General features: G+C 60.8%; 18 protein-coding genes. 14 read left to right on the forward strand and 4 right to left on the reverse strand.

Going from position 1 to position 24,157, the window contains the following annotated elements; genetic code table 11:
- Positions 1-36 precede the first annotated feature (36 nt).
- From OQ287_RS12240 to OQ287_RS12280, 9 genes are all read left to right on the forward strand, one after another.
- Positions 37-1,623, forward strand: a complete 1,587-nt coding sequence (locus OQ287_RS12240) for a peptide ABC transporter substrate-binding protein (RefSeq protein WP_265896620.1) — start codon at positions 37-39, stop codon at positions 1,621-1,623.
- Between the two features lie 5 nt (positions 1,624-1,628).
- The gene (locus tag OQ287_RS12245) at positions 1,629-2,543 is read left to right on the forward strand and encodes a C40 family peptidase (RefSeq protein ID WP_265896621.1); all 915 of its coding nucleotides are present in this window, start codon (positions 1,629-1,631) and stop codon (positions 2,541-2,543) included.
- A gap of 28 nt (positions 2,544-2,571) precedes the next feature.
- The gene (locus tag OQ287_RS12250) at positions 2,572-4,170 is read left to right on the forward strand and encodes a peptide ABC transporter substrate-binding protein (RefSeq protein ID WP_265896622.1); all 1,599 of its coding nucleotides are present in this window, start codon (positions 2,572-2,574) and stop codon (positions 4,168-4,170) included.
- Positions 4,171-4,190: 20 nt separating this feature from the next.
- Complete coding sequence (locus tag OQ287_RS12255; RefSeq protein WP_265896623.1) at positions 4,191-5,774, forward strand: peptide ABC transporter substrate-binding protein; 1,584 nt, start codon at positions 4,191-4,193, stop codon at positions 5,772-5,774.
- A gap of 39 nt (positions 5,775-5,813) precedes the next feature.
- The gene (gene oppB / locus OQ287_RS12260; protein ID WP_250938867.1) at positions 5,814-6,740 is read left to right on the forward strand and encodes an oligopeptide ABC transporter permease OppB; all 927 of its coding nucleotides are present in this window, start codon (positions 5,814-5,816) and stop codon (positions 6,738-6,740) included.
- 15 nt (positions 6,741-6,755) lie between these two features.
- Complete coding sequence (locus tag OQ287_RS12265) at positions 6,756-7,700, forward strand: ABC transporter permease subunit (protein ID WP_265896625.1); 945 nt, start codon at positions 6,756-6,758, stop codon at positions 7,698-7,700.
- A gap of 9 nt (positions 7,701-7,709) precedes the next feature.
- On the forward strand, positions 7,710-9,305 hold the full coding sequence (locus OQ287_RS12270) for an ABC transporter ATP-binding protein (protein WP_250938863.1): 1,596 nt from the start codon (positions 7,710-7,712) through the stop codon (positions 9,303-9,305).
- Positions 9,306-9,453: 148 nt separating this feature from the next.
- Positions 9,454-10,005 (forward strand): cupin domain-containing protein, encoded by a 552-nt coding sequence (locus tag OQ287_RS12275; protein ID WP_265896626.1) that lies wholly within the window; start codon positions 9,454-9,456, stop codon positions 10,003-10,005.
- Positions 10,006-10,247: 242 nt separating this feature from the next.
- Positions 10,248-11,627 carry a glutamine synthetase family protein gene (locus OQ287_RS12280; RefSeq protein ID WP_250938859.1) on the forward strand — a complete coding sequence of 460 codons (1,380 nt, stop codon included), beginning with the start codon at positions 10,248-10,250 and terminating at the stop codon, positions 11,625-11,627.
- Positions 11,628-11,737: 110 nt separating this feature from the next.
- Here the strand turns inward: OQ287_RS12280 and OQ287_RS12285 are convergent, their stop codons facing one another.
- Positions 11,738-13,027 (reverse strand): NAD(P)/FAD-dependent oxidoreductase, encoded by a 1,290-nt coding sequence (locus OQ287_RS12285; RefSeq protein ID WP_265896628.1) that lies wholly within the window; start codon positions 13,025-13,027, stop codon positions 11,738-11,740.
- A 219-nt stretch (positions 13,028-13,246) separates the two neighbouring features.
- Between OQ287_RS12285 and pepF the strand changes: the two genes are divergently transcribed.
- The gene (gene pepF, locus OQ287_RS12290; RefSeq protein WP_265896629.1) at positions 13,247-15,133 is read left to right on the forward strand and encodes an oligoendopeptidase F; all 1,887 of its coding nucleotides are present in this window, start codon (positions 13,247-13,249) and stop codon (positions 15,131-15,133) included.
- A 47-nt stretch (positions 15,134-15,180) separates the two neighbouring features.
- Here pepF and OQ287_RS12295 read toward each other — a convergent pair whose 3' ends face one another.
- Entirely contained in the window at positions 15,181-16,449 is a 1,269-nt protein-coding gene (locus OQ287_RS12295) for an OmpP1/FadL family transporter (RefSeq protein WP_265896630.1), read from the reverse strand.
- A 228-nt stretch (positions 16,450-16,677) separates the two neighbouring features.
- Between OQ287_RS12295 and OQ287_RS12300 the strand changes: the two genes are divergently transcribed.
- The 4 genes from OQ287_RS12300 (at position 16,678) to OQ287_RS12315 (ending at position 21,590) form a co-directional block, all read left to right on the forward strand.
- Positions 16,678-17,124, forward strand: coding sequence for a MerR family transcriptional regulator (locus tag OQ287_RS12300; RefSeq protein WP_250938853.1), 447 nt, complete (start codon positions 16,678-16,680; stop codon positions 17,122-17,124).
- A gap of 3 nt (positions 17,125-17,127) precedes the next feature.
- Entirely contained in the window at positions 17,128-19,854 is a 2,727-nt protein-coding gene (locus OQ287_RS12305; protein ID WP_265896631.1) for a heavy metal translocating P-type ATPase, read from the forward strand.
- 198 nt (positions 19,855-20,052) lie between these two features.
- Positions 20,053-21,069: an ion channel gene (locus OQ287_RS12310; protein ID WP_265896633.1), complete on the forward strand. Its 1,017-nt coding sequence runs from the start codon at positions 20,053-20,055 to the stop codon at positions 21,067-21,069.
- A gap of 92 nt (positions 21,070-21,161) precedes the next feature.
- Entirely contained in the window at positions 21,162-21,590 is a 429-nt protein-coding gene (locus tag OQ287_RS12315) for a VOC family protein (RefSeq protein WP_265896634.1), read from the forward strand.
- 10 nt (positions 21,591-21,600) lie between these two features.
- Here OQ287_RS12315 and OQ287_RS12320 read toward each other — a convergent pair whose 3' ends face one another.
- Positions 21,601-22,209 (reverse strand): YitT family protein, encoded by a 609-nt coding sequence (locus OQ287_RS12320; RefSeq protein WP_250938849.1) that lies wholly within the window; start codon positions 22,207-22,209, stop codon positions 21,601-21,603.
- Positions 22,210-22,316: 107 nt separating this feature from the next.
- Positions 22,317-24,110: a single-stranded-DNA-specific exonuclease RecJ gene (gene recJ, locus OQ287_RS12325; protein ID WP_265896635.1), complete on the reverse strand. Its 1,794-nt coding sequence runs from the start codon at positions 24,108-24,110 to the stop codon at positions 22,317-22,319.
- Positions 24,111-24,157 lie beyond the last annotated feature (47 nt).

Consider the following 24,157-nt stretch of genomic DNA (forward strand, 5'->3'; position numbering starts at 1 on the left):
TCCTTATTACAACAAACAATACTGTCAGGATATTTCATGAAAAATTCTGTCCGGCTCATGGTTGCCACCCTGACCATGACGTCTGCCCTTGCCACTACCCCGGCACTGGCCCGCACCTTGAACATCGGCGCAATCGGCGAACTGGCCTCCTTTGATACCTCTCAGGTCTCCGGTGGCACATGGGAATCGGACATCCTGATGGATGTCTACGAAGGGCTGGTCAAGGAAAACCCGAGCGGTAAACTGCTGCCGGGCATGGCCACCTCCTGGGAAACCAGTGACGATGGTCTGACCTGGACATTTCACATGAGAGACGGCGCGAATTGGTCCGACGGTACGCCGGTAACCGCCGACGACTTTGTCTTTGGCTGGCGCCACCTGCTCAACCCGGCCAACGCCTCCAAGTACGCCTATAACCTGTACCCGATCAAGAATGCCGAAGCCGTCAGCACCGGCAAGCAGCCGCTGGACGCTCTGGGCGTTGCCTCCCGCGATAACGGCAAGACGCTTGAGGTCACGCTTAACCAGCCAACCCCCTATTTCCTGCAGTTGATGGCTCACTACACCGCGTTTCCGCAGCCGAAGCATCTGGTGGAAAAGTACGGCAAGGACTGGACCGGGATGGAGCACATTGCCACCAACGGCGCCTTTCATCCGGTTCAGTGGGTCTCCCAGTCTCGCATCACGACCGAAAAGAACCCGGCCTATTACGATGTCAGCCAGGTGGCGCTTGATGGCGTCAATTACTTCACATCCGAAGACCGGAATGCCGGGATCTCCCGCTTTCGTTCAGGCCAGTTTGATGTCCTGCGGGAATACCCCTCCAACCGCTATCAGTGGCTGAAGGAAAACCTTCCCGATGCCACCCACATGAGCCCCATGCTGGGCAATTATTATTACGTCTTCAATCAGCGCAAGGGCGAGCCGACGGCAGACCCCAGAGTGCGTGAAGCCCTCAACCTGGCCATTCGCCGCGATGTGCTGGCCAAACAGATCATGGGCGGCACCTTCCTGCCGGCCTACGCCTTTGTACCACCGGGGGTGAACAACTACACCCGCCAGCCGCTAGCCTTCAAGGGCGAGCCCATGGCCGAGCGCATGAAACGTGCCAGGGCCCTGATGAAGGACGCCGGGTACGGGCCGGACCACCCGCTGACGCTGAACCTGCGCTACAACTCAAGCGATGAACACAAGAAAATCGCGATTGCCGTGGCGGCGATGTGGAAGCCGCTGGGCGTTAAAACCCAGCTGCAACAGGCTGAAGCCACCGTGCACTACCAGGCCATTGCCGAAGGTGATTTTAACGTCGCCCGTGCCGCCTGGATTGCCGATTACGATGACGCCGAAAACTTCCTGAGTCTGCTGTCCACCGGGGCAGGCAACAACTATGGCGCCTACTCAAGCCCCGCCTTCGATGCGGACATGAAAAAAGCCGCCAACACCGCCGACCCGGCCGCTCGTGAAAAACTGCTCGAACACGCCGAAGCCATTGCCATGCAGGATAACGCCGTGGCACCGCTACTGTTTTACGTGACCCGTAACCTGGTCAATCCCGACCTTGAGGGCTGGGAAGACAACGTGAAGGATAACCACCCTTCACGCTGGGTAAGCTTCAAGGAATAAGCCGCGTGCGTATTGCGGTAACGCTGGCCAACCTGTGGGCCTCTCCCCGGGCTCCTCGCCCGGTGGACAGACGCTCGACAGCCCCTGCGCCGGACATGTCGGGCTGGCTTGATGACATGACCGATCAGGACCGGCTGGGCCTGTGCCAGGACAAGCGACTGGTCACCCAGGCCCTGTTCAACACCCCGGTGACCGTCCTCGCCCGCGAGGGAGAGTGGGCAAGAGTCAGGGTGCTGGATCAGCCAACCGGCGTACCAGCCCGCGGCTACCCGGGCTGGCTGCCCATGGCGCACCTCGCCACACCATCTCGCGAACAGGGGACGCCTTACCGAGTGACACGGGAGGGCGCGACGCTGGCGCTGGACAACGGCACGTTGCTGCCACTGCTGTTTCTGACCCGGCTCACGGTGCGCGACATGACCTCAGAGTCGGCTCACGTGGAGACACCGCTGGGGTCTGGCACCCTGCCGACCCGTGCACTGATGCGCCTGGACGATATTGCCGACCATGGCCCTGACGCCCTTTTGCATCTGGCACGCTCGTTCATGGGCCTGCGCTATCTGTGGGCCGGTAACAGCCCGCTGGGGCTAGACTGCTCCGGCTTCACGCACACGGTATTTCTGGGCCGAAACATCAAAATTCCCCGCGACGCCTGCGACCAGGCACGCGGCGGCGACGCCATTACGCCAGGTCAGCAGCGACCGGGGGATCTACTCTTCTTTGAACGCCCGGACCGCAAGGGAAGCCTGCGGATTGATCACGTCGGCCTGTATCTCGGCGATGACACCCTGCTGCATGCGCCAACCAACAACGCCCATATCGAGTGTCAGCAGATTGAGGGCAGTCGATATGCCCGCGAGCTGGCTGTCGTACGACGCTACACTACCGGCAACGCCGCTTCCGGCTGCGATGCCCTTTGACTCGTTTATTACGTCAGGAGTAATCCCCATGCTCTATTCGTCACGCCGCGGGCTGCGTCGTCCGCTGCTGCTGGCCGCCCTGCTGGGCCTGTCGCTCAGCCAGGTCCAGGCCGCCACCCTGAATATCGGCACCCAGGGCGAACCCGCCTCACTGGATACCGCCCGGATCGGAGGCAGTGTCTGGGAAAACGATATTCTGGGAGATATTTATGAAGGGCTGGTGACACTGGACCCCGAAGGTCAGTATGTGCCCGGTGTTGCCAGAGACTGGCGCGTGTCCGATGACGGCCTGAGCTGGACGTTTCACCTGCGCGATGACGCCAAATGGTCGGACGGCGCTCCCGTGACCGCTCAGGATTTCAAACTGGCCTTTTCCCGTTTGTTCACGCCTGAAAATGGCGCCGTTTACGCCAGCCTTTTCTACCCGATCCGAGGTGCCGAGCCGATTACCAAAGGCGAGGAATCCATGGATGCGCTGGGCATCGACACACCGGATGACCATACACTGGTGTTTCACCTGAACCAGCCCACGCCCTACTTCCCCACACTTCTTGCACACATTGCCGCCTCACCGGTTCCGGCACATGTAATCAAGCGCTACGGGAAGGACTGGGCCAGCATGGAGCACATCACCACCAACGGTGCCTTTACTCCTGTCAAATGGGTCTCTCAGGATCACCTGACCACTGTCAGGAATGACAACTTCCATGATGCGGACTCGGTCAGCCTCGAGGGCGTCAACTTCTACCCGATCGAGAACCGCAATTCAGGCCTGACCCGCTTTCGCTCAGGCGAACTCGATATCGTGCGCGACTTTCCACCGGCACGCATTGATGCCCTGAAAGAGCAGTTACCCGGCGCAGTACACCTTGCTCCGCAGCTGGCCAATTACTATTTCGCCCTGAATCAGCGCCCCGGCCACCCCACCGCCGACCGGCGCGTCCGCGAAGCACTCAACCTGGCCGTGGCTCGCGATGTCATTGCAAGGCACATCATGGGCGGCACCGTAACGGCGTCCAGCAGTTTCGTGCCTGATGGCGTAGCCCATTACGATGCCCGCTCGATGCCCGGCATGGGGCCGGACATGAAGGCCCGTCAGGCACGCGCACGCCGCCTGCTCGAGGAAGCCGGTTACGGGCCGGACAAGCCGCTGACACTGGAGCTTCGCTATTCGACCACCGAAGCCAACAAGCGCATTGCCGTGGCGCTGGCTGCAATGTGGAAACCACTGGGTGTCAAAACGCAACTGATCAATGCCGAAGGCCGCGTTCACTACGCAGACCTGGCCGCCGGCAAGTTCGATGTCGGCCGGGCCAGCTGGGTTGCTGACTTCGATGACGCCTCCAACTTCCTCGGTATTCTAACAAGCGATGCCGTCAAGAATTACGGCGGTTATCACAGCGAGGCCTTCGATACGCTGATGGAGAAGGCAGCCACCACGCAGGACCTGGATGCCCGTCAGGACGTGCTTCAGCAGGCTGAACAGCAGATGCTGGACGACTATGCCGTGCTGCCGGTGTACATCGATACGTCTCGTAACCTGGTTAAACCCGACATTGAAGGCTTTGCCGACAACGCCCTCAATCGCCACCTGTCGCGCTGGATGCACTTTAAAAACACCCAGTAACCACCACGGGGGAGCTGACCATGACGCTGCGACGATGCCGAGTCCTTGCCCTGCTGCTGAGCCTTGCGGCCGGCAGCGGCCAGGCCGCTACACTGCATGTGGATAATGAAGGGGAACCGGGATCACTTGACCCGCAGAAATCCAACAACCAGTGGGACGCGCGCATCCAGAAGGCGCTGTTTGACCGGCTGGTGGATGTGGCTGCCGACGGCACGCTGATACCAGGGCTAGCCCGTTCATGGGACGTTTCGGCAGATGGCACGGTATGGACCTTTCATCTGCGTGATGCGCGCTGGTCCGATGGCACCCCGATTACTGCCGAAGACGCCGTTTTCAGCCTCCGACGGTTGCTGACACCGGCCACGGCCAACCGGAATGCCAATCTGTATTACGCCATTCACAACGCCCGGGCCGTCAACCTGGGCAAGACGCCCCCCGAATCACTGGGAGTGGACGCCGTGGACGAAAGCACCCTTCGGGTTACTCTGGACCACCCCAGCGGCTATTTTCTGGAAGCCATGGCCATGGCCGAAGCCGCCCCACTGCCGGCGCACGTGATAACGCGGGGAGAGCGCTGGATTACGCCTGGAAACACCGTGGTCAGTGGCGCCTTTACCCTCGGGGACTGGATCCCCCAGTCCCGGCTGACCCTTGACAGGAATCCGGCCTTCTATGCCGCGGACACGGTCGCACTCGACAAGGTCGTCATGTACCCGCTGGAAGATACCAATGACGCCATTCGCCGGTTTCGAAGCGGCCGAATCGACCTGTCCCTGGCCCAGGTTCCTTCAAGCCGGATCGACTGGCTCAGGACGAACATGCCCGAGGCGCTGCAACAGGGCCCCTGGGCAGGCGAGTACTTTTACATGTTCAACGTCCGCAAGGGCCCCCTGGCCGACGCCCGCGTACGCGAAGCACTGAACCTCGTCGTCAGACGCGACATCATCACCGACAAGATACTGGGAACCGGCATGATCCCCAGCACTCGGTTCGTGCCCGGCGCCGTCAGTGGCCAGGGGGATGCCACCATGCCGGGGCTTGACGCGCCCTGGCCGGAACGGCTTTCAAAAGCGAAGGCACTGATGAAGGACGCCGGCTACAGCCCGGCACATCCGCTCAGGCTGACGCTTCGCTACAACACCAACGACGATCATAGAAAAGTGGCTGTGGCTGTCGCCGCCATGTGGAAGCCACTCGGCGTGGAGACAACCCTGTACAATTCCGAAGCGGCAGTGCATTACGCTGCCATCCATGCCGGTCAATTCGATGTGGCACGCTATGGCATGATTGCCACCATCAACGATCCGTTCGACTTTCTCGGAAGCATGGCTCAGGGCGGCAGCGCCGCTGAAAGCAGTGGTTACACCAATGCAGCGTTCACCGAGGCCGTCCGCGAAAGCGAGACCCTTGCCAGCCCGGAGGCACGGTTTGACGCCCTGACCCGGGCCGAACAGCAGCTTCTCGACGATCATGCGGTTCTGCCCATCTATGAATACGTGGCCAGCCATCTGGTCTCGCCGCGGGTCCACGGCTTTGAAAGCAACGTCATGGATGAGCACCCGCTGCGCTTTCTTTCCATCACCCCACCCACCCCTGGAGAATGACATGGCAATGGAGCCACACCGCCATGGAGGCCTGCATCAATGCTGAGTTACATCCTTAAACGCCTGGCCTTTGCCATTCCTACGCTGCTGATCGTCATTACGATTTCGTTTTTCCTGATGCGCGTGGCACCGGGTGGCCCGTTCGATGGCGAGCGCCAGTTGCCACCGGAAATCGAAGCCAACCTGGAAGCGGTCTATCACCTCGATGAACCACTGCCCATGCAGTATCTGCGCTACATGAACAATCTGGTGCACGGCGATTTCGGCCCCTCGTTCAAGTACAAGGATTTCTCGGTCACAGAGCTGATCATGCAGGGCTTTCCCGTCAGTCTTGAAATCGGCGGACTCGCCATTGCCCTTGCGCTGCTCATCGGCCTGCCGCTGGGGGTCATCGCCGCGCTCAAGCGCAACAGTGCGGCGGATTATTTTGTGATGTCCCTGGCACTGGGCGGCATTGCCGTACCCAACTTCGTCATTGCCCCCATCATGGCACTGGTGTTCGGGGTACTGCTGGGCTGGCTGCCGGCAGGCGGCTGGAACGGCGGCGCATGGCCCAATCTGGTGCTGCCGGTGGTGGCGCTGTCGATTCAGCAGATTGCCTACATCGCCCGAATGATGCGCGCCTCCATGATTGAAACGCTGGGCAGCCATTTCATCCGTACTGCGCGAGCCAAGGGACTGAACGAAATGCAGGTGGTCATGCGTCATGCCCTTAGGCCGGCCATGCTGCCGGTCGTATCCTACCTTGGCCCGGCCATCGCCGGCATTGTCACGGGGTCGGTGGTCATCGAACAGATTTTCGGCATTCCCGGCATCGGACGCTATTTCGTTCAGGGCGCCCTGAACCGGGACTACACCCTCGTGATGGGGACAGTGGTGTTCTATGGCGCACTGATCGTGCTCATGAACCTGCTGGTCGATCTGCTCTATTCCGTACTGGACCCCCAGATTCGTTATGACGACTAACCGCGAGAGGCATTCATGACATCTTCAACTCCAACGCCCTACCGCGGCGAACATGATGGCACGCCCTTGCCGGCCGGCGCCCCCAACCCGCCCACGGGGCCGGACAGGCACGCCGGTGAAAGCCTCGGGCGCGAGGCCTGGCGGCGACTGAAGCAAAACCGGGCCGCCATGCTCAGCCTGATCCTGATGGTGATACTGGCTCTGGTCTGTTTCATCGGGCCATACCTGCTGCCCTGGGGACTTGATGAGGTCGACTGGAACAGCTTCCAGACTGCTCCCTCCATGACCGATGGCCACTATGCCGGCACCGATGCCAACGGCCGCGACCTGCTGGTGCGCACCCTGTTCGGTGGTCAGGTCTCGCTGTCGGTAGCCCTGATGGCCACCTTCGTGTCACTGCTGATCGGTGTAATCTACGGCGCCGTGGCAGGTTATGTCGGCGGGCGAACCGACAACCTGATGATGCGCTTTGTCGACATCATGTATTCCCTGCCGTTCATGTTTCTGGTGATCCTGCTGATGGTGGTCTTCGGCCGGAACATCTTTTTGATCTACGCCGCCATCGGGGCCGTCGAGTGGCTCGACATGGCCCGTATCGTGCGGGGGCAAACCCTGGCACTGAAACGGCGCGAATTCATCGAAGCCGCCCATGCCCTTGGCGTCAGCGGCCCGACCATCGTGCGACGCCACCTGATTCCCAATACCCTCGGCCCGGTCATTATCTATGTCACCCTGACAGTGCCAAAGGTCATCCTGCTGGAAAGCTTCCTGTCGTTTCTGGGGCTTGGCGTGCAGGAACCACTGACCAGCTGGGGGGTACTGATCAGCGAAGGCAAGGACATGATGGAAAGTGCACCCTGGATGCTGATCGTGCCGTCGGTATTTCTGGCCGTGACGCTGTTTTGTCTCAACTTCCTGGGCGATGGGCTGCGTGATGCCCTCGACCCCAAAACCCGCTGAGGAGGCTTCATGTCAGCCCTGCTTGATATTTCACACCTGACCGTCTCCTTCGATCTGCCCACTGGCGCCGTCGAGGCCGTCAAGGACGTCAGCTTTCAGGTTCCGGCCGGAGAGACCGTGGCACTGGTCGGCGAGTCCGGTTCAGGCAAGTCCGTCACATCAACGGCCATCATGCGCCTGCTGCCCGACCTCGCCCGTATCGAGGGTGAGATTCGCTTCGATGGTCAGGTCCTTAACCGATTGAGCCCGAAGGCCATTCGCCGGCTGCGAGGCAACGACATCGGCATGATCTTTCAGGAACCAATGACGTCACTGAATCCGATGCACCGCATCGGCCGCCAGATCGGCGAGGTGCTTCGGCGTCACAAGGGCATGAATGGCGACCAGGCACGGACCCGGGTGCTGGAGCTGCTGACACAGGTCGGCATTCCCGAACCCGAACGGCGCATTCAAAGCTATCCGCATGAACTGTCCGGCGGTCAGCGCCAGCGTGTCATGATTGCCATGGCCCTGGCCTGTGATCCGAAGCTGCTGATCGCTGACGAGCCGACCACCGCGCTGGATGTCACCGTGCAGGCCCAGATCCTGCAGCTGCTCAAGTCCCTGCAGCAGCGCTACGGCATGGCGATCCTGTTCATCACTCATGACCTGACCCTGGTACGTCACTTTGCCGACCGGGTCTGTGTCATGCAGCATGGCCATCTGGTCGAATCCGGCCTGACCCGCGAGGTCTTCGATGCCCCGCAGCATGCCTACACCCGCATGCTGCTGGCCGCCGAACCCAAAGGCCGCAAGGTACCGGTCAACGAGGACAGCCCCCTGGTGCTTGATGCCCGGGATATTCGCGTCCGCTTCACCACAAAACGGCGCATGTTCGGTCCCGACGACACCTTCGAGGCAGTACGTGGTATCAGCCTGAAGGTCAAGCGAGGCCAGACCGTGGGTATCGTGGGAGAATCCGGCTCCGGGAAATCGACCCTGGGTCGCGCCCTGCTTCGACTGCTTCCCAGTGAAGGCACCATTGCCTTTGATCAACAGGCACTGGAGGGGCTTGATCAGAAGGCCCTGCGCCCGTTGCGCTCACGGCTGCAGGTGGTCTTTCAGGACCCCTTCGGTTCGCTCTCCCCGCGAATGACCGTAGGCGAAATCATCAGTGAAGGCCTGCGGGTCCACCATCCGGAGCTGTCTCGTCGAGAGCGCGACGCCCGCGTGGTGGAAGCGTTGAAGGATGTCTCACTGGATCCGGCCATGCGCGCCCGCTATCCCCATGAGTTTTCAGGTGGCCAGCGTCAGCGAATTGCCATTGCCCGCGCCGTGGTGCTCAAACCGGAATTTCTGCTGCTGGATGAACCCACGTCGGCACTGGACCGGTCGGTACAGGTAACGGTAGTAGAGCTGCTGCGGGACCTGCAGCAGAAATACGACATGACGTACCTGTTCATCAGTCATGACCTGGCCGTGGTCAGAGCCATGTCGGACACGGTGCTGGTGATGAAGAACGGGGAAGTGGTGGAGTCGGGTACGACCGAGGCCATTTTCGACCACCCATCCATGCCCTATACCCAGGCGCTGATCGAGGCATCCTTTCTGAACCGGGCAGCCTGACGACCCGCCCCCGCCGCAGCGCGTCGGCGGGGGCGGCCACGCCAATGCCGCGTCGAAACCGGCCATCACCTTCTCGGGCCGGTATCAACGGCACGAGTATGCTATTTTTCGCAGCTGAACCCCGCCTCACCTACAAGGATGATCGCTCATGTCGGATGATGTCGGCGCCAGGCTCAAGGCACTGCGTACGTTACGCGGCATCTCCCAGCGAGAGCTGGCCAAGCGCTGTGGTGTCACGCACTCCAGTCTGTCACTGATCGAGCATGGCAAGGTCAGCCCCTCGGTCAGCTCGCTCAAGAAGATTCTCGATGCCATTCCAATAAGCGTGGGCGATTTCTTCACGATGGACTTCGAAAACACTCACCAGGTGTTTTATCACCAGCACGAATTGCCGGACATCGGCAGTGACAACGTGATTTACAAACTGGTCGGTGCCAACCGCCAAGACCGCGCCCTGTCGTTCATGATCGAAACCTACCCCGTCGGCAGCGATACCGGCCGCGAAATGATTACCCATCAGGGCGAGGAAGCCGGGGTAGTCATCGACGGCGAAATCGACATTACCATTGGCATGCAGACCCGGCGGCTCGTGGCGGGTGATGCCTATTACTTCAACACCAACCAGCCGCATCGGTTCCTGAATGCCGGCAAGGTTCCCTGCCGAATCGTCAGCTGCTGCACGCCGGCCAGAACCTTTTAGCCCGCCTCCGACGCGGGGATGGGTGTTGCCTTTTATTCAACATCCTTCTCTCATTACCCGGTGGCCATTCTCGCGCCAGAACACCATTTACCGCCATATTCACACCTCTAAGCGAAAAATTCGCTGAAGAAACTTGCCAGGCCCGCCTGCCAATAGCGCCGCTTGTACTAAAAAAATTGACAACCCCACTGCAACAGCGGAAAGATGAGGGATACCTCTACGGCACCGCAAGGAATCAGCCCATGTCCGAGTCACCGCTGCCCCGGCGCGCGCAGGCATTTCTGGATGCCCACCCCGACATTGACACCATTGATCTATTGATCAGTGACCTGAACGGCGTCATGCGGGGCAAGCGCATCCCCGGCGAGAACCTGCACAAGGCCTTTGACAGCGGCATCAATCTGCCGGCCTCCCTGTTCGCGCTGGATATCAATGGCAATACCATTGAGGAAACCGGCCTGGGGCTTGATTCCGGCGACAGCGACCGGGTCTGCCGCCCGATCCCGGGAACGCTGGCCCTGATGCCCTGGCGCCAGGAAGGCCGCAAGGCGCAGGTGCTGATGAGCATGTATGAAAATGACGGCACCCCATTCTTTGCCGATCCTCGCCACGTGTTGAACGCCGTGCTGGAGCGCTTTCGTACACGCGGACTGACGCCGGTGGTCGCTCTGGAACTGGAGTTTTATCTGGTTGAGCGCCAACGCGACAACAAGGGCCGCATCCATCCTCCCTGCGCCCCTTCTACGGGCGAGCGCGCGGTGCAAAGCCAGCTTTACTCGATCAGCGAGCTTGATGAGTACGCCGATTTTCTGGAGGACATTCAGTACGCTGCGCAGGTGCAGTCCCTGCCGCTGGATACTGCCCTGAAGGAATGCGCGCCGGGGCAGTTCGAGATCAACCTGATTCACTGCGATGATGCACTTCTGGCCGCCGACAGTGCCGTGCTGCTGAAGCGCCTGATCAAGGGAGTAGCCCAGAAGCATGGTCTGGAAGCCACCTTCATGGCCAAGCCCTATGGCGAGGAAGCCGGCAGCGGCGCCCATGTACATATCAGCCTGCTGGACGACCAGGGCCGTAATATCTTTGCAAGCGATGATAATGATCCACTGGGTACGACCGCCCTCAAGCACGCCGTGGCCGGCGTACTGGAACTGATGCCGGCATCCATGGCGGTGCTCGCCCCCAACCTGAATTCCTTCCGGCGGTTTCAGCCAGGGCTTTACGTGCCGATGGCACCCTCCTGGGGATATGACAATCGTTCCGTGGCCGTACGCATTCCCTCCGGGCCCAACGCGGCCAGACGGATCGAGCACCGGGTGGCCGGTGCCGATGTGAATGCCTACCTGTTGCTGGCTACGCTGCTGGGGTCGGTGTTGCACGGGCTGGACAGCGGTTCGGCGCCTCCGCCGCCCATCACCGGCAATGCCTATACCCAGCTCGAACCTACCCTGACCAACAGCTGGCAGCAGGCCCTGACCCTGTTTGCCCACCACCCGGTGATGAAGGAGATGTTCGGCGAGCAGTTTCACGCCGTCTACACCGCCAATCGCCAGGCGGAACGCGATCAGGCCATGCGGCGGGTCAGTACACTGGAGTACGACTGGTATCTACGACACGTGTAATGGCACGGCGGGCGACTCGCGTTGTTCAGCCACCTCCCCCTTGCTGCATTGACGCTGCACCGAAAAAGGGCCCCGACGGGGCCCTTTTCGCACATGGTCATGTCAGCGCATTACCAGCCAAGCCGATCCCTCAACTGGTAATACCACGCACCCAGCGTGGTCAGCGGTACGCTCAGTGCACGCCCGCCGGGAAACACCTGATGCTTCAGGCCGGCAAAGGCATCAAAGCGACCGCTCTCGCCATGAATGACTTCCGCCACCAGCCGTCCGGCCAGGTGGGAGCAGGTCACGCCATGGCCGGAATACCCCTGGGCGTAGTACACGCCCTCATTGATCCGTCCAAACTGAGGCAACCGGTTCAGGGTCAAAAGAAAGGTACCGCTCCAGGCATATTCGACGGCCACCCCCTTGAGCCAGGGAAAGGTCTTTTCGAGCTTGGGACGAATCGCGGCTTCAATGCTTCTGGGGTCCTGGCCGCCGTAACTGACCCCACCGCCGTACAGCAACCGGCCATCGGCGGTAAGCCGATAATAATCCAGCAGGTAGTTACAGTCCTCGACGGCCCGATCATTGGGCAGCAACTGGCGCCGTTGCTCATCGGTCAGCGGCGCGGTGGTAATGATCTGGGTACTGGCCGGCATGGACTTGTTTTCAAGGCTCGGCAGCAGCCCGGTCATGTAGGCATTGCCAGCCAGCACAACGCGGGTGGCCCGCACCTGGCCCTGAGCGGTATGGACGCACGGTGTGTCGTAATCGATACGCTCGACCGGAGAGTGCTCGAATATCTGCCCGCCCAGCCCTTCAAGGGCCGCTGCCTGCCCCAGCACCAGATTCAGGGGGTGAAGGTGTCCACCGGAGTGATCCAGCAGTGCGCCGGTATAGCGATCAGATCCGGTCTCACGGCGCGTCTCGGTGTCGTCCAGCAGTTCAAGCTGCTGATGGCCATACCGCTCCCAAAGCGCCTTGTGCTCCTTGAGCCCCTCGAACTGGCGAACATTGCAGGCCGCAAAAAGGTTACCTTCCCTGAGATCGCATTCAATGCCGTAGCGGGCGATACGCTCACGGATAATGCGGTTACCTTCAAATGCCATATCGCCAAGAGCGCGAGCTGTTGTACCACCATACTTCGCCTCGATGACATCCATGTCACGGCTGTAGCTGTTAACGATCTGACCGCCATTGCGACCTGAAGCCCCAAAGCCAACCCGCGCCGCCTCAAGGACGACCACCCGATATCCCTGCTCTGCCAGATGCAGTGCCGCCGAAATGCCGGTAAATCCGGCACCCACGACGCAGACGTCGCAGTCGATGTGCGCCTGCAGCGCCGGGCGATGGGGGCTTTCATGGGCACTGGCTGCATACCATGAGGCCACATGATCAGTTGTCGTTGAGGCGGACATGAGAATCCTCGAAACCGTGACGTTGATTTTATTTTACAATACAGAGCCAATTTACCGTTGAAGCCCTTTGAATAAAACAAATTGGTCATTTATTTAAAACATGACATCCCTGCTCAACCTTTAACATGGCCTGTCTGCTTCATGGAACACACGTGAGCACACTACACTGCTCTATCCACCGGCCTCCGGAGTCGGCAGCCCTTTTGTGATGAGGTGACGATGTTACGACGTACGCTCCGCCCCTGTCTGGCGACCGCCCTGCTGTCTGGATTGAATCTCGCACCCCTGCAGATGGCACTGGCAGAAGATACCCCACCGAGACCTCACTGGGCACTTGCCGACCTCTATCCTTCCGTGACGGCCTGGCAGCAGACCCTTGACCGTACCCGCGACGACATTGATCGGCTCACGCGTTTCAAGGGCACCCTGAGCCAATCACCCGAAGCACTGGCCAGCGCGCTGGATGCCATCGGCCGCATCGAGAAGACCACGGCGCGCCTGAGTGTGTACGCGGGCCTGGATGCCGATGAGGACCTGAACAGTAGCAAGAAGCGGGAACGGGCAGCGCAGACCACCCGACTGCAGGCACGGCTCAATAGCGTTACCGGCTATGTCACCCCGGAACTGGCGGCCATGACACCGGATGAGCTGGCCCGATGGGCCAAACTGCCGGCATTGTCCGATTACCGCTATTTTCTGACACGACTGGCCGAGCGTGCTCCGCATATCCTGAGCGCCGACACCGAATCGGCTCTGGCGGCCATGGCGCCGGTAACCTCGACTGAAAACAGTTATGCCCTGCTGGCCAATGCCGACATTCCCTGGCCCGCCATCACCATTGACGGGGTATCACGCACCCTGGACCCGTCAGGATACGCCCATTGGCGCAAGGTCGATGAGCGCGACGCGCGCGAGCAGGTCTTTGATACGTTCTGGGCCACCTTTCACCAGTATGCTGATACCTTCGGCTCCCTGCTCGACCACGACGTGACCGCTCATGTGACCTCGGCACGCCTGCACCATTACGACAGTGCCCTGTCCGCGGCGCTGGACAGCAATGACATACCTGTTGCGGTCTACGACCAGCTGGTGCATTCCGCCAATGCTCACCTGGATACCCTGCAGCGCTACCTGCGCCTGCGTCAGCGGTTGCTGGGCGTCACGACCCTGCATTACTACGACATCTATCCGCCGCTGATCCAGAAGGCACCGGAGTTTACACTCGACCAGGCTCGCCAGCTGACCATGGAGGCAACTCGCCCCCTGGGGGAACATTACCAGGCCCTGCTGGACAAGGCCCTGCATGCCAACTGGACCAGCCCATACCCGAGCAAGGGCAAGCGCTCCGGTGCCTACATGAATGGCGCTGCCTATGACGTGCACCCCTACGTGCTCATGAACTTCAACGGCAGGTTCGGTGACGTATCGACCTATGCCCACGAATGGGGCCATGGGGTTCACTCGATGCTGGCCACCGAAGCACAACCCTGGGCCACGGCGGACTACTCCATTTTCACCGCCGAGGTTGCCTCGACGGTCAATGAAATGCTGCTGTCAGATCACATGATGGCTACGGCCACCACGCCTGAAAACAAATTGTTCTACATCGGCCAGGCTCTGGAATCACTCCGTGCCACCTTCTTTCGCCAGACCCAGTTCGCCGAATTCGAACGCGAGATTCATGACGTGGTGGAACAGGGAGGATCATTATCGGGCCAGCGCCTCAGCCGAATGTACGGTGAGTTGCTGCACAAGTACTACGGTGTGGACAAGGGCGTGATGGAAATCAAGCCGGCTTATAACATCGAGTGGGCGTATGTTCCCCACTTCTATTACAACTTCTACGTCTATCAGTACGCGACCTCGGTGACAGCAGCGCGCGCCCTTGCCGACCGTCTGGCCTCCGGTGATCCGGCAGCCCGTGCCGACTACCTGACACTACTGAAACGTGGCGGGGCCGACAGCGGCTATCAGCTGATCAGGGATGCCGGCGTGGATCTGGCCGAGCCCGCCCCCTACGAGGCCTTGATGCGCTACATGAACGGATTGATCGATCAGGCCAATACGCTGCTCGACCAACACCCGGAACTGCTCGAGCGCTCATGAAAACGCCCGGCCTCCGGCCGGGCGCTTCCCTGCACACTCGCCAGGGTTCAGAAGCGCCAGGTCACCTGCGTACCAAATCCGTGACCATCGCTGTCATAGTCTGCCTTGTAGGTACCCCGTGAAGCATCCTGCATGTCGACAGAGGCCTTGTTTTCGTTGAAGTAGGTATAGGACACATCAACGGTGAGTGTCTCGGACGGCTGCCAGCCCGCGCCCACGGAATAGATCCAGCGATCTCCGGTGGGCACACGTGGCGAACGGTTGCCACCGTCCATGGGCGACTCGTCAAAGGCTACCCCGCCGCGCAGCACCCACGCAGGCGTCAACTGATAGCTGGCCCCCACGGAGTACATCCAGGTATCCTTCCAGTTTTCCTGCTCGTTGATGTCACTGATGCCATTTTCAACATTCAACTCGTCGAACCGACTCCAGTGCGTCCAGGCAGCCCCTGCCATCAGCGTCCAGCGTTCATCCAGGACCTGGGTCACGGCAAATTCGATGGTTTCAGGCAGGGTGATGTCCAGTGACGCATCACTATCCACCGAGGCGCCCGGCGCGATGGTCACGACATTGTCGAAGGTCACATCGCCCTTGAGGGTGTAATCCACCTTTGAGCGGTAGGCCAGCCCCAGGGTCGTACCGGGCTGCGGCCTGAACATGACCCCCAGGTTGTAGCCCCAGGCTTCGTCGTCGCCCTTGACGTTCACATCCCCTTCACCCAGAACTCCCACGGTCGGATCAGGTGTGGCAGAGCCCAGCTCTCCCTTGATCCGGTTGTAGGTGACACCCAGCCCCACGGACCACTGGTCATTGAAGCGATAGGACAGGGTAGGCTGCGCAGTAAAGACCTCCACGTCGCTGTAGTCGCCGAAGAAACGCCCCTTGAAGCTGCTGCTGTAATCCGTGATCAACCCATAGGGGACATAGGCACCAAACCCGAAGGTCCACTGCTCATCCAGAGGCACCACCACATAACCGAAGGGGATCGCCTTTCCGGGGATCATGTCTCCGTCGTTTTCACCGGATGTCGGTACACTGCCGGCCAGGCTCGGCTGTGTGGACTGCTGCGTATCGATATCGCTTGAAAGCGCCAGATAGACCGTACCCACGGTCAGTTGCGCCTGATTCAGAAATGACATGCCGGCCGGGTTGTTGAACACCGTCGCGGCATTTTGTGGTGTGGATGCACGACCGGCAAAGCTGGTGCCCTGCGTAGCCACATCCTGTTCATTGAGCAGAAACCCGCCAGCCATTGCCGGCCAGCACAATCCGACACCCGCCACGCCGGCGCTCAAACGTACCCATGTTTTAGTCATTGTTGTATCCCCTGCCATATGAGGTGGCAACCTGGAGTCAAACGATCGTTTGATCCCCTTCACCCTTACCGTTGTGTAAGAACCTGACTCACTGGTCAATCCCGACCTTGGCCGCACGACCAAGGTCGGGGCTGTTAAAGAGAGCCGGAAGCCCTCTGCTCACATCGCTTGACCCTTGTGTTACACCAGGGTTTTACACTGCAGGTCATGACAGACAGTGAGGCCCCCATGAGAAAAGTCAGCGAACTGGCCAGCGCCGCCGGCGTGACGGCCGAAACCGTACGGCACTATACCCGAGAAGGCTTAATAAGCTCTAACCGAAACCCGCATAATGGCTATCAGCTTTATGATGAGCAGGCCCTGCGTCGGCTGCGCTTCATTCAGCAGGCGCGTACGCTGGGCTTCAGTCTTCGTGAGATTCGCGACATCCTGGCCCATACCGAGCACGGCGATTCGCCCTGCCCGATGGTGCGAGACCTGCTCGCTGCGCGGCTTCCGCAAATACGTGAGGAAATTCATCAGCTTCAGCAGCTGGCCGATCGCATGGAGCAGGCGCTGGCAACCTGGTCTGCCATGCCGGATGCCGCCCCGGACGGACACACCCTGTGCCGTCTTATCGAACACTGGGAGCCCCCGGCAGCCACTATCGAACAGCCAGGCGCGGACAAGGAGTAACTCATGCCGACCGAACACCCCGCAGCGCTGCACCTGAGCCTGGACGGCCTGTCCTGTGGTGGCTGTGTCAACAAGACCCGCAGGGCGCTGGAAGCGCTGGACGCCGATGCCGACATCACCATTGATCGTACATCGCTGATCATGGTGACTGACCAGCGCGCCGATACCGTCATCGATGCCATTGGTGCTGTCGGCTTTACGGCCATACCGGCGACCCGGTACCGCCATATCAGCGCCATGTCCTGTCAGGGCTGCGTGTCAAACATGCGCCGGGCCATTGCCGAGGTGGATCCGCATGCACAGGTGGGAGGTGACCCGTCCAACAAGGCCCTGCAGGTTCAGACCACGCTGGGCGATGACGCACTGGACAACCTTCTGAAGGAGGCAGGATTCCCCCCCTCCGCCACCCCGATGAAGGAGACGGAGAGCGCAACCGAGGGTGAGTGTTCTCCGGCACCTGCAGAAACGCTCTCGACTGACCAGGCGCCGACCGGTCGGATAAAAACCATCGAACTGGCCCTGAGCGGCATCACCTGCGCCGGCTGCGTCGCCACCATCCAGACCGTACTGGAGCATACGCCCGGCGTTGATCAGGCCAGCGTCAACTTCGCCAGCCGCAGTGCCCGGGTGAAAGGCCGAGTGGATGCCAAAGCCCTGATTGCTGCCATCGAACAGGCCGGTTATGGCGCCAGTGCGGTCGAGAATGCCGAGGCGCTGGACGCCACCCAGCGCGACAACGCCAAACGGGAATGGCGCCGCAAGTGCCGTGACAGTGCCCTCGCGCTGGTACCCGGCGCGTTGCTGATGGGATTGATGTTTTTCCATCACCCGCATCTGGCAGGCTCCGAACGTCTGGTCTGGCTGGGCGTCGGCGTCCTGGTACTGGGCGTCATGGTCACCGCCGGGCGCGGCTTCTTCAGTGCGGCCTTCAAGGCAGTACGTCACCACCAGGCCAACATGGATCTGCTGGTCGCCCTGGGCAGTCTGGCCGCATGGATCTATTCGATGGCCGTGGTGCTGGCCCCGGCCCTGTTCCCTGTCATGGCCAAACACCTCTATTTTGAAGCGCCACTGATGATCATCGGCCTGATCAGTGCAGGCCAGGCACTCGAGGTACGCTCACGAGGGCGCACGTCCGAGGCCCTGCGGGCCCTGCTCGATCTGCGCCCTCCGACGGCGCGGCGTATTACCGACGGACAGGACGAGGATGTCGATGTCGAGGACGTGCAGCGCGGTGACCAGCTGCGGGTTCGACCCGGCGAGCGGATTCCCGTCGACGGCACGGTCGAGGAAGGCGAAAGCCGGGTCGATGAATCCATGCTGACCGGTGAGCCTATGCCCGTCATCAAACGGCCCGGCGACACCCTCAGTGCCGGCACCGTCAATGATCAGGGCACGCTGGTCTATACCGCCACCAGCGTCGGTCAGGACACCACCCTGGCTCGCATCATCCACCAGGTACGCGATGCCCAGAATTCACGGCCCCCCATCAGCCGGCTGGCCGACCGGGTGGCTGCAGTCTTCGTCCCGGCGGTCATGATCATTGCCGTGATCGCCGCGCTGGTGTGGTTCAACCTGGGGCCTGACCCACGCATCATGCACATGCTGATCGTAGCCACGTCGGTGCTGATCATTGCCTGCCCCTGCGCCCTGGGCCTTGCCACGCCGCTGTCGGTCATGATCGGGGTCGGCAAGGGCGCCGGACTGGGGGTACTTATCCGCGATGGTGATGCACTGCAGACAGCCAGTCGGCTGACCACCCTGATCATCGACAAGACAGGCACACTGACCTGTGGCACGCCTACGGTGCAGCACCAGTGGCATGCGTCAGAGACAGAAGCAGCGACCATGTCACCAGTCGTCAAGGCACTGGAGCAGCGCTCCGAACACCCGCTCGCCGGTGCATTGCTGGCCATGGACGGCATGTCTTCCTGTCAGGCGGCGCCCTTGACCGACGTGCGCTCGATGACAGCGCGGGGCATGGAAGGGCGTGATGCACAGCAGCAATGGTGGCGCATCGGCAACCGCACCCTGATGACCGAGCATCAGGTGGATCTTTCCGCGGCCGATGCCCCGCTGGCAGACTGGGCGTCTGGTGCCCCTACGGTACTGTACCTCGCCCGAGGCCGGCAGCTGATGGCGCTGTATGCCATCCGCGACCCGCTGCGCGATGATGCACTGTCCGCCGTGCAGCGCCTCAAGGCCGAAGGACTGCACCTGGTCATGCTGACCGGCGATAACGCGACCACGGCCGCCGCCGTCGCCGCAGAGCTGGGCATTGATGATTACCGGGGGGACTGCCGTCCGGAAGACAAGCAACAGGCAGTGCGCGACCACCAGAATAAAAGGGCCGTGGTCGGCATGGTCGGTGATGGCATCAACGATGCCCCCGCGCTGGCGCTGGCCGATGTCGGATTTGCTGTCGGTACCGGTACGGATGTCGCACTGCAGTCAGCCGGAATCACCCTGATGCGGGACAGTCTGCACGGCGTGGTGGATGCCATCGCTCTGAGCCGTGCCACGCTCACCAATATCCGGCAAAACCTGTGGGGCGCGTTTGGCTATAATGCACTGGGGATTCCGTTGGCCGCTGGCGTACTGTACCCGTTGACTCATCAGCTGCTTTCGCCCATGGCGGCAGCGCTGGCCATGTCACTGTCTTCGGTGACGGTCGTGGCCAATGCCAGCAGGCTGCGGCATTTTCATCCTTCAACCACCGGGGAGGCGTGAATGGACATGATCATCAACCTGATCGGGCTGTTTGTCGTGGCGCTGATCATTGGCTGGTTCTGGGGCCGCTTCAAGCGCTGAGTGGTTCTGTAAAACCGGCACATGGCCTGACCTGTCCTGCCCGGATGAGTATACTCACCGGGCATTCCATCTCCGATGATGCCCGGCCACCCCTCGACACAGGAACGCCCTTCTGCCATGCCCTTTCTTGCCCTGATTCGAAAGTATTCCCAGTTACTGGTTTATCGTTTCAGCTGGGGCAGCCTGCTGCTGGGCGTGATCATTCACTGTGCCGTGGGCTATGAAGGCCTAGTGTTCTTCGATGAAAAGGCGCTGCTGGCGCCGATGACCTATCTGTATTTTTACCTGACCACTACGCTGACGGTCGGCTATGGCGATCTGCTGCCGGTCACCGAAGGCGGCCGGCTGTTTACCGCCCTGTGGCTGATGCTGGGCGGCATTACGCTGTTGACCGTGGTGATCGGCAAGCTTACCAACCTGTTTGTTGCTCTGTGGAGAAAAGGCATGAAGGGAAAACACAGCTATGCGCACCGCGAAGCGCATACGGTACTGATCGGCTGGGACCCGGCCACCAGCGAGCGCATCATCGATCTGCTGCTGAAGGACGATACGTCCAGTGATGAGGCCATCGTGCTGTGTGACAACACCCTCGACGAGAACCCGTTACCGGGCAAGGCGGGCTTTGTACATGGCGAACAGCTGACCTCCAGAGCCCTGCTTGAGCGAGCCGGGGTCAGTACAGCCGAGCGGATCCTGATTCATACCGGCAATGACGATGTCACCCTGGCCGTTGTCCTGTCGGTGCATGCCCTGGAACCGCAGGGGCACGTGGTTGCCCATTTCAACGACCCGGAAACCGCGCGGCTGGCTCGTCTGTATGCACCAGCGCTGGAGTGCACCTCCTCCATGTCGGTCGAGATGCTGGTAAGGGCATCCCAGGACCCGGGATCGTCATCAGTGATTACCGAACTGCTGGCCGTGGATCAGGGGGCCACCCAGTATCGCACCCACCTGCCAACCACCATGACAGGCCGACTGGGCGACCTGTACCAGCGCATGAAGGAAGAGCACAACGCCATTTTGATCGGTTATATGCCGGAAGATGGCACCACGCTGCTGCTGAATCCCCATGGTGATACCCATGTCGAGGGTGGTGAAATCTTCTACATTGCCAATGAGCGCATCACGTTCTAGACATTGCCTGAACGCTGTCGCATTCATCTGACCGTAATGGCCCACCAGCTCACCACGGCCTTGCTTGTAACCGACCGCAGGAGGCGATCGCCATGACTCATCGCGCACCCGCCCTTGGCCATGTTCTGGAAAGCGTGCTCTATACCCGGGACATGGCCAGCGCCCGAACCTTTTTCGAAACCGTGATGGGGCTGACGCCCTTCAGGGCCGATGAGCGCTTTACCAGCTACCCGACGGGCAACACCATGCTGCTGCTGTTTCAGCAGGGGCTGACGGAGGAGACCGTCCATCTGCCGAATGACATGGGGACCATCCCGCCCCACGATGGCACCGGCAGAACGCATCTGGGCCTAGCCATTGCCCAGGACGATCTCCCGGCCTGGGAAGCCCACCTGGCAGCCCATGACATTGATATCGAGGGACGCTCCCACTGGCCGGGCAACAGCGAAAGCCTTTATTTTCGCGACCCTGACGGCCACTTGCTGGAGCTGGTGACGCCGGGTCTCTGGCCCAATTACTGAGCCAGCCCCCTCAGCTCTCGCCCCTATAGCGTTCCGGGCGATGGTTGATCAGCACAATGGCATTAAGCACTACGGCCCCGACCACCGAATAAGCGACCTTGTCGAGCGGCAATACAAACAGCGCCGCCACCATCAGGCTGATATCGATCACCAACTGGATATGCCCTGCCCGGGCGATATGCCGATCCTGAAGGTAAAGTGCCAGAATATTGATCCCCCCCAGACTGCCCCGATGGCGAAACAGTGCCAGGATGCCCAGACCAATCAGACAACCGCCCACCAGTGCAGCGTATAGCGGATGAATGTGCGAAAGCCCTATCCAGCCAGGCATCCACATGGAAAACAGCGACAACAACCCGATCGCCATAAAGGTCTTGAAGGTAAAGGCCAGCCCCATGCGCCTGAACGCCAGCCAGTAAAACGGAATATTGACGACGAAGAAGATCGGGCCGAATCCCCACCCGGTGATGTAACTGACAAGCAGCGCCAGGCCTGCCGTACTACCGATCAGAATCTGGGCATCGCTGTAAAACTGAATACCCAGTGAAGTCAGGCTCACGCCTATTAAAATCGCCAGCGCGTCTTCCCACGGACGATGGTGAAGCGTGGAATCAATCATCGAACCATCCTTTTGTTGTTATGCCACATGAATGGTGGCTGCAGGCGGACAGCGCTTGTGGCACTGCCGCCAACAAAAGGTAATCCCCCGACTCGCCCCTGTCGAGATCAGGCCGGTTCGAGGTGTTCGATCATCAACTGCAGGCTTTCACGCCCACGATAACGGTTACGGGAAAGCTTGAAGGCGCAACGCACCTGGTCGCCCTCGCTGACCGGCGAAGGGTCGCCGGGATCAACAGCCCGAAACCAGATGGCCCTGGTAAGCTGTCGACCGGCTTCCAGAGTCAGCATCAGGTGATTGCCTTCACTGCCGACCAGACGCGCCATATCCACCTGAAAGACGCCCTCGAACAGGGGCGGGTCAAATTCACGTCCATAGGGCGCCAGGGCTTCCAGCTCATCCAGCAGTGCAAGCCCCATGCATGAGGCATCCAGCTCACCATCGGTCAAAAGCAGCGGGTAAAGTTCGCGCTCCCCCAGTTGTTCCTCGATGGCCTGCGCAATCGCCGTCTCAAAGGCACCCAACTGCTCACGGGCAAGCCCGATGCCTGCCGCGCCGCCATGACCACCGAACCGGGGCAGTGCGTCAGGCGCCAGTGCAAAGGCCCGCTGCAGCGCATCGCGCAGATGCACTCCTTCCACTGACCGGCCGGAGCCGGTCAACATGCCGTCCTCCTCCGCCGGCGTAAGCACAAAGGTCGGTCGCCCCCAGGCCTGCACCAGTCGCGAAGCCACGATGCCCTGTACCCCCGGATGCCCCTGCTCAAGGAAGGTCACCAGCACACGGGCACCTGCCATCAGGGCCGGTTGCACCTGCGCACGCGCCGTTTCCACCATGGTCTGTTCAATGGCCTTGCGAGCCTGATTGTCCTGATCCAGCAGGTCCAGATAGCGCCGGGCTACCGTATCGTTGTCAGCCAGCATGAAATGAAGCGCTGCGTAGGGATCATCCAGCCGGGAACGGGCATTGATGCGGGGCCCCATCTGAAATGCCAGGGTTTCGGCATCAAACGGTGTGCTGTCAGCCCCGAGGCGTTCGGCCATCATCCGCCAGCACGGGGCACCCATACGGTTGATCAGCGAAAGCCCCTGGGTGACCACCGCACGATTGATGGCACTATCGCCCAGCGATACGCAGTCCGCCACGGTGCCCAGCGCCACATAGGAAAGCCAGGGCGACAGCTTGGGCGTGTCACTGCCCAGAATGCCCTGCTCGATCAGCACGGCCCGGGCCAGCGACATCAGCAGCCACGAGACCATGCAGCCTGCAATGGTGGCATCGGGGTAACTGCAGTCGGACCGTGAGGGATTGACTACCGCCAGCGCCGAGGGCGGCGGCCCTTCCACCGGCAGTGCGTGGTGGTCAGTAACAACTACATCGATACCCGCCCTGGCCAGTTGAGCAATGCGAGGCTCATCGGAAGAGCCGCAGTCAGCGCTGATGACCAGACCTGGACGAGGCGACAGGGCCAGCGTTCTTTCCACCAGCGGCTGACTGATGCCGTACCCGTCATGTATGCGATGCCCGATCAGGCTATGCAGCCGCTCGCGTGGCACACCAAACAGCTCGTTCAGGGTGCGCAGGATCACGACATGGGAAGTAATACCATCGACATCATAATCGGTCAGGATGCCGATATGCTCACCGGCACTGACAGCCTGTGCTATGCGCTCGGCAGCCAGACGTGCATCACGCAGTTTTTCAGGATGATGAATGTACTTGAGGCCAGGACGTACCAGCGCCTCGATCGGCGCCCGTGGCGACGACAATCGCCCCGCCAGCACTCGAGCCTGAAGCTCGGTAAGACCGGCAGACAAGGCCTGCTGATACAGGTCGGGATGGCAGGCTCGACGTTTAAGTTGGCGTGCCAGCGTTACCGCCGGCGTTTGTGCATCGCTCATGGCAGCATCACATCAGACACGGGATAAAGGCCGCCCTGACGGGCGGC

It is taken from the genome of Larsenimonas rhizosphaerae, from assembly GCF_026240105.1.
GTDB lineage: Bacteria > Pseudomonadota > Gammaproteobacteria > Pseudomonadales > Halomonadaceae > Larsenimonas > Larsenimonas rhizosphaerae.

Bases quoted from the DNA above. Each gene is read 5' to 3' on its own strand.
- OQ287_RS12275 (WP_265896626.1), top strand. From the start codon at position 9,454: ATGTCGGATGATGTCGGCGCCAGGCTCAAGGCACTGCGTACGTTACGC.
- OQ287_RS12270 (WP_250938863.1), top strand. From the start codon at position 7,710: ATGTCAGCCCTGCTTGATATTTCACACCTGACCGTCTCCTTCGATCTG.
- OQ287_RS12250 (WP_265896622.1), top strand. From the start codon at position 2,572: ATGCTCTATTCGTCACGCCGCGGGCTGCGTCGTCCGCTGCTGCTGGCC.
- OQ287_RS12320 (WP_250938849.1), bottom strand. From the start codon at position 22,209: ATGATTGATTCCACGCTTCACCATCGTCCGTGGGAAGACGCGCTGGCG.
- OQ287_RS12315 (WP_265896634.1), top strand. From the start codon at position 21,162: ATGACTCATCGCGCACCCGCCCTTGGCCATGTTCTGGAAAGCGTGCTC.
- OQ287_RS12240 (WP_265896620.1), top strand. From the start codon at position 37: ATGAAAAATTCTGTCCGGCTCATGGTTGCCACCCTGACCATGACGTCT.
- OQ287_RS12295 (WP_265896630.1), bottom strand. From the start codon at position 16,449: ATGACTAAAACATGGGTACGTTTGAGCGCCGGCGTGGCGGGTGTCGGA.
- OQ287_RS12255 (WP_265896623.1), top strand. From the start codon at position 4,191: ATGACGCTGCGACGATGCCGAGTCCTTGCCCTGCTGCTGAGCCTTGCG.
- OQ287_RS12265 (WP_265896625.1), top strand. From the start codon at position 6,756: ATGACATCTTCAACTCCAACGCCCTACCGCGGCGAACATGATGGCACG.
- OQ287_RS12305 (WP_265896631.1), top strand. From the start codon at position 17,128: ATGCCGACCGAACACCCCGCAGCGCTGCACCTGAGCCTGGACGGCCTG.
- OQ287_RS12300 (WP_250938853.1), top strand. From the start codon at position 16,678: ATGAGAAAAGTCAGCGAACTGGCCAGCGCCGCCGGCGTGACGGCCGAA.
- OQ287_RS12310 (WP_265896633.1), top strand. From the start codon at position 20,053: ATGCCCTTTCTTGCCCTGATTCGAAAGTATTCCCAGTTACTGGTTTAT.
- pepF (WP_265896629.1), top strand. From the start codon at position 13,247: ATGTTACGACGTACGCTCCGCCCCTGTCTGGCGACCGCCCTGCTGTCT.
- OQ287_RS12280 (WP_250938859.1), top strand. From the start codon at position 10,248: ATGTCCGAGTCACCGCTGCCCCGGCGCGCGCAGGCATTTCTGGATGCC.
- oppB (WP_250938867.1), top strand. From the start codon at position 5,814: ATGCTGAGTTACATCCTTAAACGCCTGGCCTTTGCCATTCCTACGCTG.
- OQ287_RS12285 (WP_265896628.1), bottom strand. From the start codon at position 13,027: ATGTCCGCCTCAACGACAACTGATCATGTGGCCTCATGGTATGCAGCC.
- recJ (WP_265896635.1), bottom strand. From the start codon at position 24,110: ATGAGCGATGCACAAACGCCGGCGGTAACGCTGGCACGCCAACTTAAA.